This is a genomic window from Streptomyces sp. NPDC042371 (genome assembly GCF_056437465.1).
The window spans coordinates 13,414-30,932 of sequence record NZ_JBWKAP010000027.1; the positions used below are offsets into that span (position 1 = coordinate 13,414).

16 protein-coding genes are annotated in these 17,519 nt (G+C 68.1%); 3 read left to right on the top strand and 13 right to left on the bottom strand.

Annotation, left to right across the window (positions count from 1 at the left end; translation table 11 throughout):
• Positions 1-68: 68 nt before the first annotated feature.
• The 6 genes from prcA to arc all read right to left on the bottom strand — a co-directional run bounded on the left by prcA (position 69) and on the right by arc (position 6,161).
• The gene (prcA, locus tag AC068B_RS40870; RefSeq protein ID WP_478676527.1) at positions 69-860 is read right to left on the bottom strand and encodes a proteasome subunit alpha; all 792 of its coding nucleotides are present in this window, start codon (positions 858-860) and stop codon (positions 69-71) included.
• A 53-nt stretch (positions 861-913) separates the two neighbouring features.
• Positions 914-1,759: a proteasome subunit beta gene (prcB, locus tag AC068B_RS40875; RefSeq protein ID WP_468567786.1), complete on the bottom strand. Its 846-nt coding sequence runs from the start codon at positions 1,757-1,759 to the stop codon at positions 914-916.
• Positions 1,711-2,316 (bottom strand): endonuclease VII domain-containing protein, encoded by a 606-nt coding sequence (locus AC068B_RS40880; RefSeq protein ID WP_478676528.1) that lies wholly within the window; start codon positions 2,314-2,316, stop codon positions 1,711-1,713. The genes prcB and AC068B_RS40880 overlap by 49 nt, the downstream gene beginning before the upstream one ends.
• A gap of 5 nt (positions 2,317-2,321) precedes the next feature.
• Positions 2,322-2,540, bottom strand: coding sequence for a ubiquitin-like protein Pup (locus tag AC068B_RS40885; RefSeq protein WP_055567240.1), 219 nt, complete (start codon positions 2,538-2,540; stop codon positions 2,322-2,324).
• A 129-nt stretch (positions 2,541-2,669) separates the two neighbouring features.
• Positions 2,670-4,181, bottom strand: coding sequence for a depupylase/deamidase Dop (dop, locus tag AC068B_RS40890; RefSeq protein ID WP_478676529.1), 1,512 nt, complete (start codon positions 4,179-4,181; stop codon positions 2,670-2,672).
• 213 nt (positions 4,182-4,394) lie between these two features.
• A complete protein-coding gene (gene arc, locus AC068B_RS40895; RefSeq protein ID WP_055555579.1) occupies positions 4,395-6,161 on the bottom strand; it encodes a proteasome ATPase in 1,767 nt (588 codons plus the stop codon).
• A 254-nt stretch (positions 6,162-6,415) separates the two neighbouring features.
• Between arc and AC068B_RS40900 the strand changes: the two genes are divergently transcribed.
• Entirely contained in the window at positions 6,416-6,727 is a 312-nt protein-coding gene (locus AC068B_RS40900; RefSeq protein WP_356258301.1) for a ferredoxin, read from the top strand.
• 19 nt (positions 6,728-6,746) lie between these two features.
• Here AC068B_RS40900 and AC068B_RS40905 read toward each other — a convergent pair whose 3' ends face one another.
• The 3 genes from AC068B_RS40905 to AC068B_RS40915 form a co-directional block, all read right to left on the bottom strand.
• Positions 6,747-7,334: a hypothetical protein gene (locus tag AC068B_RS40905; RefSeq protein WP_478676530.1), complete on the bottom strand. Its 588-nt coding sequence runs from the start codon at positions 7,332-7,334 to the stop codon at positions 6,747-6,749.
• A 217-nt stretch (positions 7,335-7,551) separates the two neighbouring features.
• On the bottom strand, positions 7,552-8,454 hold the full coding sequence (locus AC068B_RS40910; protein WP_478676531.1) for a tRNA (adenine-N1)-methyltransferase: 903 nt from the start codon (positions 8,452-8,454) through the stop codon (positions 7,552-7,554).
• A 79-nt stretch (positions 8,455-8,533) separates the two neighbouring features.
• On the bottom strand, positions 8,534-10,105 hold the full coding sequence (locus tag AC068B_RS40915; protein ID WP_478676532.1) for a site-2 protease family protein: 1,572 nt from the start codon (positions 10,103-10,105) through the stop codon (positions 8,534-8,536).
• A 129-nt stretch (positions 10,106-10,234) separates the two neighbouring features.
• Here AC068B_RS40915 and AC068B_RS40920 point away from each other — a divergent pair, with 129 nt between their 5' ends.
• Both AC068B_RS40920 and AC068B_RS40925 read left to right on the top strand, forming a co-directional pair.
• On the top strand, positions 10,235-11,116 hold the full coding sequence (locus AC068B_RS40920; protein ID WP_478676533.1) for a RecB family exonuclease: 882 nt from the start codon (positions 10,235-10,237) through the stop codon (positions 11,114-11,116).
• Positions 11,117-11,131: 15 nt separating this feature from the next.
• A complete protein-coding gene (locus tag AC068B_RS40925) occupies positions 11,132-11,803 on the top strand; it encodes a response regulator (protein WP_055568772.1) in 672 nt (223 codons plus the stop codon).
• 85 nt (positions 11,804-11,888) lie between these two features.
• On the opposite strand, the gene AC068B_RS40930 is transcribed toward AC068B_RS40925, so the two are convergent.
• The 4 genes from AC068B_RS40930 to AC068B_RS40945 form a co-directional block, all read right to left on the bottom strand.
• Positions 11,889-13,475: an ABC transporter substrate-binding protein gene (locus AC068B_RS40930; RefSeq protein ID WP_478676534.1), complete on the bottom strand. Its 1,587-nt coding sequence runs from the start codon at positions 13,473-13,475 to the stop codon at positions 11,889-11,891.
• Positions 13,476-13,535: 60 nt separating this feature from the next.
• A complete protein-coding gene (locus AC068B_RS40935) occupies positions 13,536-15,143 on the bottom strand; it encodes an ABC transporter substrate-binding protein (protein WP_478676535.1) in 1,608 nt (535 codons plus the stop codon).
• A 347-nt stretch (positions 15,144-15,490) separates the two neighbouring features.
• Complete coding sequence (locus tag AC068B_RS40940; RefSeq protein WP_478676536.1) at positions 15,491-16,186, bottom strand: HAD family hydrolase; 696 nt, start codon at positions 16,184-16,186, stop codon at positions 15,491-15,493.
• Positions 16,187-16,286: 100 nt separating this feature from the next.
• Positions 16,287-17,519, bottom strand: a 1,233-nt coding sequence (locus tag AC068B_RS40945; protein ID WP_478676537.1) for a vitamin B12 dependent-methionine synthase activation domain-containing protein, incomplete at its 5' end; no start/stop codon positions are given.

The window sequence follows — 17,519 nt, forward strand, 5'->3', positions numbered from 1 at the left end:
ACTGCGCACGCAAAAACGCCCCGCGTCCCGGCCCTGAGGCCGGAACACGGGGCGCACGCGCGCGTGGACTACTCGACGTCGCCGCCCGACTTCGGCGCGGAACCCGCGTCGGAGTCTGTATCGGCATCGGTATCCGTATCGGTCGGCGCGTCCGTCGCACCGCCCTCGTCGAGCAGCCGCGACAGCTGACGGCCCACGATCCGCTTGAACTTGCGCTGCTGAGGCCGCGTCCGGTCGAGGACCGCCACCTCCAGGCGCTCCGCGGGGATCTCCCGCTCACTGCCGTTGGTGTCACGGGACAGCGCCTGCACCGCGAGCTTGAGCGCCTCGGCCAGCGTCATCCCGTCCTGATGGCGCTGATCGAGATAGCTGCTGATCTGCTCGGCATTGCCACCGACCGCGACCGAACCGTGCTCGTCCACGATCGATCCGTCATGCGGCAGGCGATAGATCTGATCGCCGTCCGGCGTGGTGCCGACCTCGGCGACGACGAGCTCCACCTCGTACGGCTTCTCCGCGTTGCTGGAGAAGATCGTGCCGAGCGTCTGCGCATAAACGTTCGCGAGCCCACGAGCCGTCACGTCATCGCGGTCGTACGTGTATCCACGAAGGTCGGCGTAGCGAACGCCGCCGATCCGCAGATTCTCGTACTCGTTGTACTTACCGGCAGCCGCGAAGCCGATCCGGTCGTAGATCTCGCTGAACTTGTGCAGCGCACGGGACGGGTTCTCGCCGACGAACACGATGCCGTCGGCATACTGCATCACGACAAGGCTGCGGCCGCGAGCGATGCCCTTCCGGGCGTATTCCGCCCGGTCGGCCATGGCCTGCTGGGGTGAGACATAGAACGGCGTCGACACCGGATCCGTCCCTTTCTGTCAAAAAACTTCAGTCAGTGGCGAATTCGGAGCGCTCAGAGCAACGCGGCCCGCGGGCCGTCCGGCTGCTCCAGACGCTTCTCCAGGATCGAACGCGCAATGGCGGACGACTCGTCGTCCGTCAGCCTGCGGAACCCCTCGTCGGAAATCACGGTGACGATGGGATAGATCCGCCGGGCCACGTCCGGACCACCGGTCGCCGAGTCGTCGTCCGCGGCGTCGTACAGCGCCTGGACGACCAGCGTCGTCGCCTGCTCCTCGGTCAGACCGCCGTGGTAGAGCTTCTTCATCGCACCGCGCGCGAAGACCGAACCCGAACCGGTCGCCGCGAAACCGTGCTCCTCCGAACGCCCGCCCGTGACGTCGTACGAGAAGATGCGGCCCTTCTCGCGGTCCACGTCGTACCCCGCGAAGAGCGGCACCACGGCGAGACCCTGCATGGCCATGCCGAGGTTGCTCCGGATCATCGTGGAGAGCCGGTTCGCCTTGCCCTCCAGCGAGAGCGTGGCCCCCTCCACCTTCTCGAAGTGCTCCAGCTCCAACTGGAAGAGCTTGACCATCTCCACGGCCAGACCGGCCGTGCCCGCGATGCCCACCGCCGAGTACTCGTCGGCCGGGAACACCTTCTCGATGTCGCGCTGCGCGATGACATTGCCCATCGTCGCCCGCCGGTCACCGGCGAGGACGACACCACCGGGGAACGTCACGGCCACGATGGTCGTGCCGTGCGGCGCCTCGATGACGCCCTGGGTGGGCGGCAGTTGGCGGTTGCCGGGCAGAATCTCCGGCTGGTGCTCGGACAGGAAGTCCATGAAGGACGACGAACCAGGCGTCAGGAAGGCAGCTGGTAGACGCCCGGTGCTACGAGGATTGGCTTCCACGAGTTTCCTTCCAGATAAGCGGTGGCTCGGCGGGTCTTGTCGGGATCGTCCCCCAACTTGCCGATGCCTGAGTTGCAGTTGAAGCACAGTACGCCACGGACTTTACCCGTCTCGTGACAGTGATCCACATGGACTGCGGGGGCGCTGAGACAGATCACGCAGAGCCCCTTTTGCGAGGCGATCATTTCGTCGCGCTGAGCTTCTGTGAGGCCGTAGTGACGCTTGAGGTGGCCCGCACGACCCTGGACGGCGCGGCAGGCCTTACAGCGCGTCGAGAGGCCATCAGAGGCAGTCGCATTCCGGTGCCACTCGCTGTGAGCCTTGACCTCACCGCAGGTGCGACACAGCTTGCACCCCGGCGGCACCTCGGTCTTTTCGCGCACAGTCTTACCGAGGGCCTCCCTGCGGCGGCGGTAGTGCGCAGCGCTGTACTTCGCCACGCACTCGCGACAACGCGTCTGAAGTCCATCGCGCCGGTTTCTGTCAGCCGCGAAGCAGACCTTGGCCAGCACCCGCTCGCAGCCCGCACAGCGCTTGCCGATCTCCGAATCGGACAAAGCGCCTATTCGCCACCTTTCTGCACGAAACTCCGCACGAAGTCCTCGGCATTTTCCTCGAGTACATCGTCAATCTCGTCAAGAACCGAGTCGACGTCGTCGCTCAGCTTCTCCTGGCGTTCCTTGAGGTCCTCGGAGCCCTGTGCGTCCTGCGTCTGCTCCTCGGTCTCCTCGGTGGGACGCGTTGCCTTCTGCTGTCCGCCGCCGGTGTCCTTGGTCGCCATCTACCTCACCCCGCTCGCTCGGTTAGACGTTCTTGATCAGACCCTACAAGCGCGGTCTGACATCGGCCCCTTACTTCCCTCAACGTGGGGGAACCGCTCCACTTGGATGATTCCCCTGCGCCGGGCCTTTCAGCCCCCGGAGAGCACCCGCACCAGGTCTTCCGCGGTGCGGCAGCGGTCCAGGAGTTCCTTGACGTGGTTCCTCGTGCCGCGCAGGGGCTCCAGCGTGGGTACCCGTTGCAGAGAGTCACGGCCCGGGAGGTCGAAGATGACCGAGTCCCAGGACGCCGCGGCCACGTCGTCCGCGTACTGCTCGAGGCAGCGGCCGCGGAAGTACGCGCGCGTGTCCTCGGGCGGCTTGGTGGTGGCGCGCTCGACGTCCGCCTCGTCGAGGAGCCGCTTCATCTTGCCCCGGGCCACCAGGCGGTTGTACAGGCCCTTCTCGGCCCGTACGTCCGCGTACTGGAGGTCGACCAGGTGGAGCCGTGCGGCGTCCCAGTCGAGGCTGTCGCGTCGGCGGTAGCCCTCCATGAGTTCCCGCTTGGCGACCCAGTCGAGCTCTCCGGAGAGGCTCATCGGGTCGCTCTCCAGACGGCCGAGGACGTCCTCCCAGCGGGCCAGCACGTCCTTGGTCTGGTCGTCGGCGTCGGAGCCGTACCTCTCCTCCACGTACTTGCGGGCCAGCTCGAAGTACTCCATCTGGAGCTGGACCGCGGTGAGTGAGCGGCCGCTGCGGAGCGTGACGAGGTGCTTGAGGGACGGGTCGTGCGAGACCTGGTGCAGCGTGCGCACCGGCTGGTCGACCGCGAGGTCCACCGCGATGAAGCCGTCCTCGATCATCGCGAGGACCAGGGACGTGGTGCCGAGCTTGAGGTACGTCGAGATCTCGGAGAGGTTGGCGTCTCCGATGATGACGTGCAGCCTGCGGTACTTCTCGGCGTCGGAGTGCGGTTCGTCGCGGGTGTTGATGATGGGCCGCTTGAGCGTGGTCTCCAGGCCGACCTCGACCTCGAAGTAGTCCGCGCGCTGGCTGAGCTGGAAGCCGTGTTCGTGGCCGTCCTGTCCGATGCCGACGCGCCCCGCTCCGGTGACGACCTGGCGGGAGACGAAGAACGGTGTCAGGTGCCGCACGATGTCGGAGAAGGGGGTTTCCCGCTTCATCAGGTAGTTCTCGTGCGTGCCGTAGGAGGCGCCCTTGTTGTCGGTGTTGTTTTTGTAGAGGTGGATCGGCTGGGCGCCGGGCAGCGCCGCGGCGCGTTCGGCGGCCTCGGCCATGATGCGTTCGCCCGCCTTGTCCCACAGGACGGCGTCCCAGGGGTTGGTGATCTCCGGCGAGCTGTATTCGGGGTGTGCGTGGTCGACGTACAGGCGTGCGCCATTGGTGAGGATGACGTTGGCGAGGCCGATGTCCTCGTCCGTCAGCTGGCTGGCGTCGGCGGACTCGCGGGCGAGGTCGAAACCCCGCGCGTCCCGCAGCGGGTTCTCCTCCTCGAAGTCCCAGCGGGCGCGTCGCGCCCGGTGCATCGCCGCGGCGTAGGCGTTGACGATCTGGGATGAGGTGAGCATGGCATTGGCGTTGGGGTGGCCCGGGACCGAGATGCCGTACTCCGTCTCGATGCCCATTACTCGCCGTACGGTCATGCGGCCCTCCTTGCCCGGCGGCGCTCCCGTTCGGGAACGGCGCTCAAGTACCGCTGGTGCTCCGGTGCGTGTGCGGTGCCCGTCCCCGCACTGCGCGACTCGGCGGTACCGAAGAGCCTAGAACGCCTTTGCGCTGGTGGGGAGATCATTGCCTTCATTGAAAAACAGACGGCTGCGGGTACCCGTGAAGGACACCCGCAGCCGCCCTGCGTTCTACAGGTACTGACCGGTGTTGGCCACCGTGTCGATGGAGCGTCCGGTGTCCGCGCCCTGCTTTCCGGTGACGAGCGTACGGATGTACACGATCCGTTCGCCCTTCTTTCCGGAGATCCTGGCCCAGTCGTCGGGGTTGGTCGTGTTCGGCAGGTCCTCGTTCTCCTTGAACTCGTCGATGCAAGCCTGGAGGAGGTGAGCGACCCGGAGGCCCTTCTGGTTCGCCTCGAGGAAGGCCTTGATGGCCATCTTCTTGGCGCGGCCCACGATGTTCTCGATCATGGCGCCGGAATTGAAGTCCTTGAAGTACAGGACTTCCTTGTCGCCGTTTGCGTACGTCACCTCGAGGAAGCGGTTCTCCTCGGACTCCGCGTACATCTGCTCGACGACGGACTGGATCATGCCGTGCACGGTGGCGCGCCGGTCGGCGCTGTGCTCGGCGAGATCGTCGGCGTGCAGGGGGAGCCGTTCGGTGAGGTACTTGGCGAAGATGTCCTTTGCCGCTTCGGCGTCCGGGCGCTCGATCTTGATCTTGACGTCGAGTCGTCCGGGCCGCAGGATCGCGGGGTCGATCATGTCCTCGCGGTTGGAGGCGCCGATGACGATGACGTTCTCCAGGCCTTCCACGCCGTCGATCTCGGCGAGCAGCTGGGGGACGATGGTGTTCTCCACGTCCGAGCTGACGCCTGATCCACGGGTGCGGAAGAGGGATTCCATCTCGTCGAAGAAGACGATGACGGGGGTACCCTCGCTCGCCTTCTCGCGGGCACGCTGGAAGACCAGGCGGATGTGCCGCTCGGTCTCGCCGACGTACTTGTTGAGGAGCTCGGGGCCCTTGATGTTGAGGAAGTAGCTCTTCCCCGCGGGCTGCCCGGTGACTTCGGCGACCTTCTTGGCAAGAGAGTTGGCGACGGCCTTGGCGATGAGCGTCTTGCCGCAGCCGGGGGGCCCGTACAGCAGCACACCCTTGGGCGGCCGCAGTTCGTGCTCTTTGAAGAGGTCCGGATAGAGGTACGGAAGCTCGACGGCGTCCCGGATCATTTCGATCTGGCCGCCGAGGCCGCCGATCTTTTCATAGCTGATGTCGGGGACTTCTTCGAGGACGAGCTCTTCGACCTCGCTCTTGGGCACGACCTCGTAGACGTAACCGGAGCGGGGTTCCAGCAGAAGGGCGTCGCCCGGGCGGATGGTGACGTCGAGGAGGGGCTCGGCAAGCCGGACCACTCGTTCTTCGTCGGTGTGTCCCACCACCAGGGCTCGGTCGCCGTCCTCAAGGATTTCCTTGAGGGTGACGATGTCGCCGACGCTCTCGTACTCCATGGCCTCGACCACGTTGAGCGCTTCGTTGAGCATCACTTCCTGGCCGCGCCTGAGCTCTTCGAGCTCCACGCTCGGGCTGACGTTCACCCGGAGCTTGCGGCCCCCGGTGAAGATGTCCGCCGTGCCGTCCTCGTTCGCCACGAGGAAGACTCCGAAGCCGGCCGGTGGCTGTGCGAGCCGGTCGACTTCCTCCTTGAGGGCCACGATCTGGTCGCGGGCCTCACGGAGCGTGTTGGCGAGCCGCTCGTTCTGTGCGGACACGCCGGCCAGGTTGGTCTGCAGCTCGACGATCCGCTCTTCGAGAATCCTCGTATGACGCGGAGAGTCGGCGAGCTTGCGTCGCAGGACGGCGATTTCCTGCTCGAGATAGGCAACCTGACCGGCGGGGTCTTCAGACCCTCGCCCCGGCCGGATGCCGCGGTTGATGTCGTCGTCGTGGGCTGCCACGGTCCTCACCTCCTCCAAGGGGAGCTGGACGCTTCCAGACCCTACCTGGGTGGGTGTCGATTGAAACCCCTAGATCACAAAGACAGTGGGGGTGTGTCCGATCTTCACCCTTGCGCTCTCCCTCACACCAGGTGAATACCCACCCAACAACATCGGAAAGCGGGCGGTTGTATCGTCGAAGTGTTCAACACCCGTCAGGGCTGGCCCGACTTGCTGCATTGTCGGGCCGCTCGGCGCAGCGACAGGCAGGAGAGATGACCGTGCGGCACGAGGCCGAGACCGGCAGTGAGGGCCACGATCTGGAGGTCTGGATCGACCAGGACCTCTGTACCGGGGACGGCATCTGTGCGCAGTACGCGCCCGAGGTCTTCGAGCTGGACATCGATGGTCTGGCGTATGTGAAGAGCGGCGAGGACGAGCTGCTGCAGGCCCCGGGTGCCACAACGCCCGTGCCGTTGCCGCTCCTCAGGGATGTCGTGGACTCGGCCAAGGAGTGCCCCGGGGACTGCATTCATGTGCGCCGCGTTCAGGACAGGGTCGAGGTCTACGGCCCCGACGCGGCCTGATTCCGCCCCTGCGGGGGCGTCAGACGCTGCGCGCCTCGGCGGGTGCGGCCCGCTCGAACGTCCCGTCCTTCCACTGCCACTTGGCCTTGTCCTCCTGGTCGGGGCAGCAGCGGGGCACGTCGGGCGAGGAGTAGCCGAGCAGGGTCGCGCTGATGGCGCCGTCGCGCAGGGCGAAGTCGCTCACGGTCTGTCGGTCCTTGGGGTCGACGAGGGTGGCGACCACGCGTGGCTTGCCCGTCTTGGGCCTGGTGATGACGTAGATCCCGTCGGGCGGGGTGCCCGAGCCTGCCTCGCAGTGCACGACGGCGACGGTTTCGGGCCTGCCGTCGCCGTCGAGGTCGCCGGAGGCCTTCTTCTTGACCACGGCCTTCACGGGGCCGCAGGCGATCGGGAAGTCGACGGAGGCGGGGTCGGGCGCGGGGGCCGGTGCGGGTGCGCCCGCGGCGGCTCTGGAGTGCGCCTCGGGGCCGGTCTGGGCTGCGGTGGCGGCGTCGGGCTGCAGGACTGCGGAGCCCGCGACGACGGCGGCCAGTGCGGCCGCTATGGCCAGCCAGTGGATGGGGCGGGTGGTGGTGTGCGCCAGTTCCGGGACGGCGGGGTGCTGCACGAGGAAGTGTCTCCTGTGAGGGCTGTGCCGGTGGGGAGGTGGCCAGCATCGTGCCATACGTCACAGTGAGGTGGAACACCGGGGTCCGGTGGTTCTCGCGGTTCTTCCGGTACGGGGCTGGTGTCCTGCCAACGAAACGGCGCCGCCGCCGAGTTCCCCGGTCGGTCGGGGAACTCGGCGGCGGCGCCGTTTCGTTGGGTGGGGCCTGCCGCGCGGGTCAGCGCGGGGAGCCGCCGTCGGCGTTGGGGCCGGAGTAGTCGTCGCCGTAGGCACCCTTGGCGGGGCGGCGGCGGCGCATGGGCGGCTCCACGCCGTCCGCGAGGCGGCGGGCGGTGAGGAGGAAGCCGGTGTGCCCGATCATGCGGTGGTCGGGGCGGACGGCGAGGCCCTCGATGTGCCAGTTGCGGATCATCGACTCCCAGGCGGTCGGCTCGTTGAAGCCGCCGATCTCGCGGATGGACTCGACGGTCCTGGCGAGCTGGGTGGTGGTCGCGACGTAGCAGCAGAGGATGCCGCCGGGGACGAGCGCCTTGGAGACGCCCTCCAGGCACTCCCAGGGGGCGAGCATGTCGAGGATGACGCGGTCGACCTCGGTGTCGCTGAGGTTGTCCTGGAGGTCGCCGACGGTGAGCTGCCAGGCGGGGTGCGGGCCGCCGAAGTAGCGCTCCACGTTCTGCTGGGCGATCTCGGCGAAGTCCTCGCGGCGCTCGTAGGAGTGCAGCATGCCCTGGTCGCCGATGGCGCGGAGCAGGAAGCTGCTGAGCGAGCCGGAGCCCACGCCCGCCTCCACGACGCGTGCGCCGGGGAAGATGTCGGCGAAGGCCAGGATCTGCCCCGCGTCCTTGGGGTAGACCACGGCGGCACCGCGGGGCATGGACAGGACGTAGTCGGGGAGCAGGGGTCGCAGCGCCAGGTAGGCGACGTTTCCCGTGGTTCGGACAACACTGCCCTCGGGAGCGCCGATCAGCTCGTCGTGGGGGAAGGAACCCTTGTGGGTGTGGAAGTTCTTCCCGGCCTCGAGCGTGAACGTGTAGTGGCGTCCCTTGGGGTCGGTGAGCTGGACCTGGTCCCCGACCTTGAAGGGCCCGCGACGGCGGGCGGCACCGGTCGGTTCGGACATGTGACCAGCCTACCGGCCCCCGCGCGGGCCGCCGACCACGGTGTCGGCGCGCGGAGGGTCGGGACCAGGAGGGTCGGGATCAGGAGGGTCGGGCCATCGCCTTGACGAAGGCGCGCTCGACGTCGGCGGCGGACAGGACTCCGTAGATCTCGCCGGACTCCTCGACGACGAGGTACTCGGTGGCGGGGGTGGCGCGGAGCGTGTCGAGCAGTTCCTCCCCGGCGAGCTCGGCGGAGATGCGCATGCCTTCGGTGATGTCCTGGGCGAGGCCGCCGACGCCGACCCAGGGGCGGCGGTGCTGGGGCACGGAGACGATGGCCGCCTCGCGGACGAGGGCCATGGGGTCGCCGTCGGTGTCGACGACCACGAGGGCGCGGGCTCCTGCGTCGTTGGCCCTGCGCAGCGCCTCGGAGAGCGGGGTGTCGGTCTCGACGGGGACGGCGCGGCGGGTCAGGGTGCGGGCGCGGAGCTCGGGCAGGTGCTCGCGGAGGCGGGCCATGCGGAGGCTGTTTCCGGCGCCGGTCCAGATGATCGCGGCGAGGATCGCGGCGAGCAGGGCGTCGGTGACGGTGTCCATGCCGCCGATTTCCTGGGTGTCGCCGCCGAGCGCCCCGGACTGGTTGAGGAGGGGCAAGCCGATGAGGACGGAGATGGCGAGGGCGCGGCCGACCCAGGCCGCGGCGACGGTGCCGCTCATGGGCTTGCCGGTGATCTTCCAGACGACGGCGCGCAGCATGCGGCCGCCGTCCAGGGGCAGGCCGGGCAGGAGGTTGAAGGCGGCGACGATGAGGTTGGAGATCATCAGTCCGGCGAGCAGGACGCCGGGGACGGTGCCGGGTTCGACGGTGCGCATTCCGGCGTAGAAGACACCGGCGAGCACGAGGGAGAGGAGCGGGCCGACGAAGGCGAGGACGAACTCGCGGCCGGGGGTCTCGGACTCCTTCTCGATTTCGGAGACGCCGCCGAAGAACTGCAGCTGGATGCGGCGCACGGGCAGCTTGAAGCGGAGGGCCGCGACGGTGTGGGCGAGCTCGTGGACGAGCACCGAGGCGTAGAAGGCCACCGCGAAGAAGAGTGAGACGAGGTAGCGGGCGCCGCCGAGTTCGGGCAGGACGCGGTCGAGCTGGTTGCCGAAGACCCAGGTGATGAGGGCGGCGACGAGGAACCAGCTGGGGGCCACGTAGACGGGCACGCCGAAGGGCTTGCCCATGAGCAGGCCGCCGCCGGGGCCCTTCTGTGCCTTGGGCGGTACGGGGGCTCCCTTGCCGGGGCCGCCGGTGCGCCCGGAGTGTGCGGCGCGGGGGCGCTGGGGGTCGGCGGGGGTTTCGTCCCGCGGTGCCTTGGTGAGGGAGGCGCGGCTCTCTTGCCTGCGCGGCTCGGCCGGGGGCGTGCCGGTGTCGCCGTGCCGCGGCGGTGCCGGTTCGCCGGACGGTACGTCCGGGTCGGACTGGTCGGACTGGTCGGCCGGGCGTTGCGGCTCGTCGGTCGTGTCTGCCGGGCGCACCGGTTCCCGGGCCGTGTCGACCGGACGCGCCGGCTCCTGGGAGCCGTCCGCGTCGTGCGGTCCCTGCGGGCCTTGCGGTTCTTTCGGCCGCAGGCTGCCTTCGGCGCCGTCGGACTGCGGCCTGCCGCTCCCGCCGCTTTCGTCCACGATGTCCCCTCGTTCGAAGCGTCCCTCGCCCCGGTATGGCGTGGTTACCCGCACGATCATGCAGGGCGAGAGGGTCTGTCGTCGATGGTATGCGGCTGTTGTCAGTGTCGGGTCGTAGGGTCTGTTGTCATGGAAACTAGCTCCGACGGTGCCGTGGCGGCCGTGCGCCCGGCGTCTCTGTCGCCCTCGCGCGCGGGCGATTTCATGCAGTGTCCGCTGCTGTACCGGTTCAGGGTGATCGACAAGCTGCCCGAGAAGCCGAGCGAGGCGGCGACGCGGGGCACTTTGGTGCATGCGGTTCTGGAGCGCCTCTTCGACGCCCCGGCGGGCGAGCGGACGGCGCCGCGGGCCAAGTCGCTCATTCCCGGGCAGTGGGACCGGCTGCGGGAGTCGAAGCCGGAGCTGACGGAGCTGTTCGCGGACGATCCGGAGGGCGAGCGCATGGCGCGCTGGCTGTCGGACGCGGAGAAGCTGGTGGAGCGCTGGTTCACGCTGGAGGATCCGACTCGTCTGGAGCCCGCCGAGCGGGAGCTGTTCGTGCAGGCCGAGCTGGCGTCGGGGCTGAAGCTGCGCGGCATCATCGACCGCGTGGACGTGGCCCCCTCGGGCGAGGTCCGCATCGTCGACTACAAGACGGGCAAGGCCCCGCGTCCCGAGTACGCGGAGGGCGCGCTGTTCCAGATGAAGTTCTACGCCTTGGTGGTGTGGCGGCTGAAGGGTGTGGTGCCGCGCCGTCTGCAGCTCGTCTACCTGGGCAGCGGTGATGTGATCACGTACGACCCTGTGGTGGCGGACCTGGAGCGGGTGGAGCGCAAGCTGCTCGCGCTGTGGGAGGCGATCGAGCTGGCGACGGAGACCGGGAACTGGCGGCCGCGGCCCACCAAATTGTGCGGCTGGTGTGACCATCAGGCGGTATGCCCGGAATTCGGTGGGACTCCCCCGCCGTATCCGCTTCCTGTGAGGGCGCCCGAGTCGACGGAGGCCGAGCAGGGCAGAATGGGCGCGGACTAGCTGAAGGAGAGACACGTGGCGATCCGCGTCCTACTGGTCGATGACCAGCCGCTGTTGCGCACCGGGTTCCGGATGATTCTGGAGGCCGAGCAGGACATCGCGGTCGTCGGCGAGGCCGGAGACGGCCTGCAGGCTCAGGACCAGGTGCGGGCGCTGCAGCCCGATGTGGTCCTGATGGACATCCGCATGCCGCGGATGGACGGCGTCGAGGCGACCCGGCAGATCACCGGTCCCGGCCGGGACGGTCCGGCGAAGGTGCTGGTGCTGACCACCTTCGACCTCGATGAGTACGTGGTGGAGGCGCTGCGGGCGGGCGCCAGCGGCTTCCTCCTCAAGGACGCCCCGGCGAACGAGCTGGTGCAGGCGATCCGGGTGGTGGCGGCGGGCGAGGCGATGCTCGCGCCGAGCATCACGCGCCGACTCCTCGACAAGTACTCGGCGCACCTGCCGTCCGGCGACGAGCCGGTGCCGGACACGTTGCACACGCTGACCGAGCGCGAGGTCGAGGTCCTGAAGCTGGTCGCCCGCGGCCTGTCGAACGCCGAGATCGCGGCGGACCTCTTCGTGAGCGAGACGACCGTGAAGACGCACGTGGGGCACGTGCTGACGAAGCTGGGGCTGCGCGACCGGGTGCAGGCCGCCGTGTATGCGTACGAGAGCGGCTTGGTGCGTCCTGGCGCGCAGTGACGCGAGGACCGTGTGAACGACGAAGGTGGCCGTCCCCGAGGGGGCGGCCACCTTCGTCATGCGGCACGGTCAGCGTGGGGCACGGTCAGCCCTTGCTGATCTCCCAGAAGCGGAAGACCGTCGACGCGTCGAGGCAGGACTCCAGGCCGTAGACGCTGTCGCGGACGACCGCGTACTGCTTGGCCTGCCACACCGGCAGGACGGGCAGCTGCTCGGCCACGATGTCCTGCAGCTCGTCGTACTGCTTGTCGGTCTTGGTGCGGTCACTTTCCGTGGCGGTACCCGGGATGATCTTCGAGGTGATGGTGCTGTTCGCGAAGTGGTTGCCCAGGACGTTGCCCTTGCCGAAGAACGGCTGCGTGAAGTTGTCGGCGTCCGGATAGTCGGGCACCCAGCCCTTGACGTAGACGCCGTACTTGCCCGCCTCGATGTCCTTCTCGTACTGGTCGAAGGCGACGGACTTCACGTCGGCGTCGAAGAGGCCGGACGCGTTGAGCTGCTTGGCTATGGCCTTCAGCTCGTGGTCGGTGGCCGGGCCGTAGCGGGTGGGCGTCGACCAGAGGGTGAGCTTCGCCTTGCCCTCGACGCCGTCGGCGCGCAGCGCGGCGGCGGCCTTGGCGCGCTGCGGGCGGGCGCCGTAGGTGTCGAAGAAGGCGGTGTTGTGGCCGCCGATGCCCGCGGGGACGATCGAGTACAGCGGAGTGGCCGTGTCCTGGTAGACCTCCTTGACCAGGGCGTCCCGGTCAAGGAGGTACGCCATGGCCTTGCGGACGCCGAGCTTGCCCGCCACCGGGTCCTTCATGTTGAAGACCAGGTGCTGCACCTCGGCGCTGGTGCCCTCGACGATGTCGACGTCCTGGCCGTCCTTGGAGGTGTCCTGCTCGATGTCGGCGATGTCCGCGGCGGCGAGGCCTCGGTAGGCCACGTCGATCCTGCCCTCCAGGAGCGCCTTCTTGAGGCCCTTCTGGTCGCCGCGGAAGAACTTGATGGCGACGCCCTCGTTCTTCACCTTCGCGGTGCCCTGGTAGTCGGAGTTGACGGAGAAGACCGCCTGCTCCTTGCTGAACGAGTCCAGCTTGTACGGTCCTGAGCCGACGGCCTTGCCGTCCCCGCGCAGCCCGTTCATGTCGTACTCGGTGTGGTCCACGATCGAACCGGCACCCGAGGCGATCTTGCTGGGGAAGGTCGCGTCGGAGTACTTCAGTTTGAAGACCACGGTCTTGGTGTCCGGCGTCTGCACCTGGTCGAGCATCGGGAACATCAGCGCAGGACCGTCGTCGTCGTTGATCTTCCGCATGCGGTCGAAGGAGAACTTGACGTCCTTCGAGGTGAGCGCGTTGCCGTTGCTGAACTTCAGCCCGTCACGCAGCTCGCACTTGAAGACCTTCGCCTCCGTGTCGGTGAATCCGCACTCCTCCGCGGCCTCCGGCTCGGGCTCGGTGGCGCCCTTGGGGAAGCTCAGGAGCGACTGGAAGACGTTGTTGAACAGGAGCCAGGAACCGGGGTCGTAGCCGGATGCCGGGTCGGTGGCGAGGACGTCGTCGGACATCCCCATCACTACCGCGTCGCCCGTGTCCCCCGCACCGCCCGTTTCCGTACCGCAGCCGGTCAGCAGAGCGGCGGCGAGCCCTCCCGAAAGGGGAAGGGCCAGCCACTGGTTACGACATTTCACTTACGTGCCTTAGGTGTTGTGGTCGTTCGCTGGAACTCGAGGTGCCCTCGGGTGCTGAGGTCAGTCGCTGACGCCGCGGCTGAGCTCCCACAGCTGGAGGTTCGACGAGGCGTTGAGGGCCCACTCGACACCCGTGATGTCGTCGCGCGCCGCGATGTACTGCTTGGCCTGCCACAGCGGGAGCACCGGGACGTCGTCGGCGACGATGTCCTGGATCCGGCGGATGCTCTTGGAGGCGGCGAGCCGGTCGGCCTCGCGGCGGGACGTCGGGATCAGCTGGTCGTTGATCGTGTCGTTCACGTACGGCGAGCCGAGGAAGTTGTCCTTGTCGAGGAACGGCGCGAGGAAGTTGTCGGCGTCCGGGAAGTCGGGGAACCAACCCATGCCGTAGGCCGCGTACTTGCCGTCACGCTCGGCGGCGCGGAAGGTGCTCCACGGCACGCCCTTGATCGACACGTCGAACAGGCCGGAGTCGTTCAGCTGCTTCTGCAGCAGCTCGAACTCCTTCTTGGTGCCGGGGCCGTAGTGGTCGGTGGTGTAGTGCAGGGTCATCTTCACCGGCGTGGAGATGTTCGCCTTGTTCAGCAGGTTGCGGGCCTTGGCCGTGCTCGGGTTGCCGTACTTGTTGAAGAACGAGTTGGCGTGCCCGGTGATGGTCGAGGGCACCAGCGAGTACAGCGGGTCGGCCGTCGAGCCGTACACCGCGGAGGCGAGCGCGCCGCGGTCGACGAGCTGCGCCATGGCCTGCCGCACGGCCTTGTTCTTGGCCGTCGGGGCGTCGGTGTTGAAGGCGAGGTAGCGGATCTCCAGACCCTGCATCTCCACCAGGTCGATCTTCTTGCCCGACGAGGCGTCGAGCTCCTTGACCTGCTCGGGCGACATGGTGCGCGTCATCAGGTCGATGTCGCCGTCGTCGAGCGCCTTGCCCATGGCGTCGGTGTCGGCGAAGTTGCGGAGCTCCACCTTATCGCTCTGGACCTTGAACGCGCCCTTGTACTTGGGGTTCTTGGTGAACACCGTCTTGACCAGGCGGTCGTCCTTGACCTCCTGCTTCGCCGTGTACGGGCCCGAGCCGTCCACCTCGAAGCCGTCGCGCAGCTTGTTCTTGCTGTAGTGCTCCTTGCTGATGATGCCCGCGGTGGGCGTCGCCAGCTTGAACGGGAACGTCGCGTCGGGGGTCTTGAGGTGGAAGACGATGTCGCGGTCGCCCTGGACCTCGATCTCGTCGACGTTCGACACCAGGCCGTCGGAACCGCTGGGGTCCTTGATCTTGATGTCGCGGACCCGCTCGATGGAGAACTTCACGTCGGCGGCCGTCAGTGGCGTGCCGTCGGAGAACGTCAGCCCCTTGCGCAGGGTGCAGGCGTACCGCTCGTTGCCCGTGTCGGTGAAGCCGCACTGCTCGGCGGCCTCGGGCTGTGGGTCACCGCCGCCGCGCGGCATGGCCATCAGCGTCTGGACGGTCTGGCGCAGCAGGTTCCAGGAACCCGCGTCGTAGGCGTACGCCGGGTCGAAGGGCGCAGGTACTTCCTTCGAGATGGCGAACGCGTCCGTGGTGCCGACCGCGATCGGCTTGTCGCCATCGCTGCCATCCGAGCCACCGCACGCGGCGAGCGCGGGGACGAGTAGACCTACGACAGCCGGCAGCACCAAAGTCTTGCGGTTCATGCTCGACGTTCTCCAGAGCTCTTGATCCCGTGAATCCCGCAACGCGGGGTGAGGGTTGATGGGGCACGGGGGGTGGGGCGATGTTCTCGCGACGAGATTAGTCCGCACCAGACGAGCTTCGGAGGGCGCATGAACCCCGTATCAATCACGCTGCGAAACCGGGCGCGGACACACCGATAACCCGACACCGGAAGGTTTCGTGCACGCTCGCACCAATCGGGACACAACGTCACGTCACTACGGACCCAGGAGGGGTCCACTGCACACGCCTGCCCCACTGTCGACCCCCGCCGAAGTGGGAAAGGTCACACCCTCTGTGAGGCTTGGGCGGGGAACCTGCGGAACTGTCAGAGGGTCATCAGGCCTTGCAGGAAAGGCAGGTTGACGTGTTCGAGGGAGGGGACGACGGTGCGGCCCGCGACGGCGGGGATGGGGGCGACCGACGGCACGGCGACGACCCGGCAGCCCGCGGCCTCCGCCGAGGCGACCCCGGTCGCGGTGTCCTCGATGACGGCGCATCTGCCGGGGTCCACACCGAGCCCGCGGGCCGCGAGGAGGTAGGGGTCGGGGTGGGGCTTGGTGCGGGCCACCTCGTCGCCCGCGACGGTGAGTTCGAAGTGGTGGGCGCCGATCGAGTCGAGGACGCGGTCGATGATGCGGCGGTGCGATGCGGACACCAGGGCCATCGGCACGCCGTGCGCGGCGAGTTCGGCGAGCAGGCCAGCGGCGCCCGGCATCAGCGGCAGGGAGCGGCTGATGCGGCCCTCGAAGCCGTCGTTGAGCAGCACGGTGAGCTCGGCGACGGTGATGTCGGCGCCGGTGGCCTCGATGAGGAAGCCCGCGCTGCGCGTCATGGGGCCGCCGACGACGACGTCGCGCCAGGCCTCGTCGAGCGCGTGGCCGAGGGAGGCGAAGACCTCGACCTCGGCGTCCCACCAGAAGCCCTCGGTGTCCACGAGGGTTCCGTCCATGTCGAGCAGGACACCCTGCAAGGCGGAGCCTTCGGCCATTCGGGTGCCGAGCGCGGGAACCGTACTGGTCATGCGACCACACCTTCCGTAAGGGACGAGAAGGCCGGTTGCCTCCTTCTTGCGGGAAGGCAACCGGCCTGCACTGGACCGACCAGTGTACGACTGCGCCGGATCAGCGCGCGTTGAAATATTTGGCCTCGGGGTGGTGGATGACGATCGCGTCGGTGGACTGCTCGGGATGGAGCTGGAACTCCTCGGAGAGCTCGACGCCGATGCGCTCCGGCTGCAGGAGCTCGGCGATCTTCGCGCGGTCCTCCAGGTCGGGGCAGGCGCCGTAGCCGAGCGAGAAGCGCGCGCCGCGGTACTTCAGCGCGAACATGTCCTCCACGTCGGCGGGGTCCTCCCCCGCGAAACCGAGCTCGCTGCGCACCCGGGCGTGCCAGTACTCGGCGAGTGCCTCGGCCAACTGGACGGACAGGCCGTGCAGTTCGAGGTAGTCGCGGTAGGAGTCGGCGGCGAACAGCTCGGCGGTCGCCTCCCCGATCTTCGAGCCGACGGTGACGACCTGGAGGCCCACCACGTCGGTCTCGCCGGACTCCTCGGGGCGGAAGAAGTCCGCCAGGCACAGCCGGCGCCCACGGCGCTGGCGCGGGAAGGAGAAGCGGGTGCGCTCGTTGCCCTGCTCGTCCAGGATGAGCAGGTCGTCGCCCTTGGACACACAGGGGAAGTAGCCGTAGACGACGGCTGCTTCCAGCAGGTTCTTGGTCTGCAGTTCGTCCAGGAGGCCGCGCAGGCGGGGGCGGCCCTCGGTCTCGACCAGCTCCTCATACGTCGGTCCGGCGCCGGTACGGGCCTGCTTGAGGCCCCACTGGCCCTTGAACAGGGCGCCCTCGTCCAGCCAGGAGGCGTACTCCTTGAGCTGGATGCCCTTGATGACACGGGTGCCCCAGAACGGGGGCTCCGGCACGGGATTGTCGACGGACACGTCGGAACGGGCCGGACCCTCGGGCTCCTCGACGGCCACCGCGGAGGTCTCGCGCTTGGGCACGCGGCGCTGTTTGAGCTCGGGCAGGGTGGCGCCGGGCACGCCGCGCTTGACCGCGATCAGGGCGTCCATCAGGCGCAGGCCCTCGAACGCGTCGCGGGCATAGCGCACCTCGCCCTCGTAGATTTCGTGCAGATCCTGCTCGACGTAGGCGCGGGTCAGGGCGGCGCCGCCCAGGATGACGGGGAAGTCGGCGGCCATCTTGCGCTGGTTGAGCTCCTCCAGGTTCTCCTTCATGATCACCGTGGACTTCACCAGCAGCCCGGACATGCCGATCACATCGGCCCGGTGCTCCTCGGCCGCGTCCAGGATCGCCGCGACCGGCTGCTTGATCCCCAGGTTGACGACGTTGTAGCCGTT

Coding starts and splice junctions, on each gene's coding strand:
- AC068B_RS40885 (WP_055567240.1), bottom strand. CDS start 2,540: ATGGCGACCAAGGACACCGGCGGCGGACAGCAGAAGGCAACGCGTCCC.
- dop (WP_478676529.1), bottom strand. CDS start 4,181: ATGACCGTACGGCGAGTAATGGGCATCGAGACGGAGTACGGCATCTCG.
- AC068B_RS40900 (WP_356258301.1), top strand. CDS start 6,416: ATGACCGTGCGGCACGAGGCCGAGACCGGCAGTGAGGGCCACGATCTG.
- AC068B_RS40910 (WP_478676531.1), bottom strand. CDS start 8,454: ATGTCCGAACCGACCGGTGCCGCCCGCCGTCGCGGGCCCTTCAAGGTC.
- AC068B_RS40920 (WP_478676533.1), top strand. CDS start 10,235: ATGGAAACTAGCTCCGACGGTGCCGTGGCGGCCGTGCGCCCGGCGTCT.
- AC068B_RS40935 (WP_478676535.1), bottom strand. CDS start 15,143: ATGAACCGCAAGACTTTGGTGCTGCCGGCTGTCGTAGGTCTACTCGTC.
- AC068B_RS40940 (WP_478676536.1), bottom strand. CDS start 16,186: ATGACCAGTACGGTTCCCGCGCTCGGCACCCGAATGGCCGAAGGCTCC.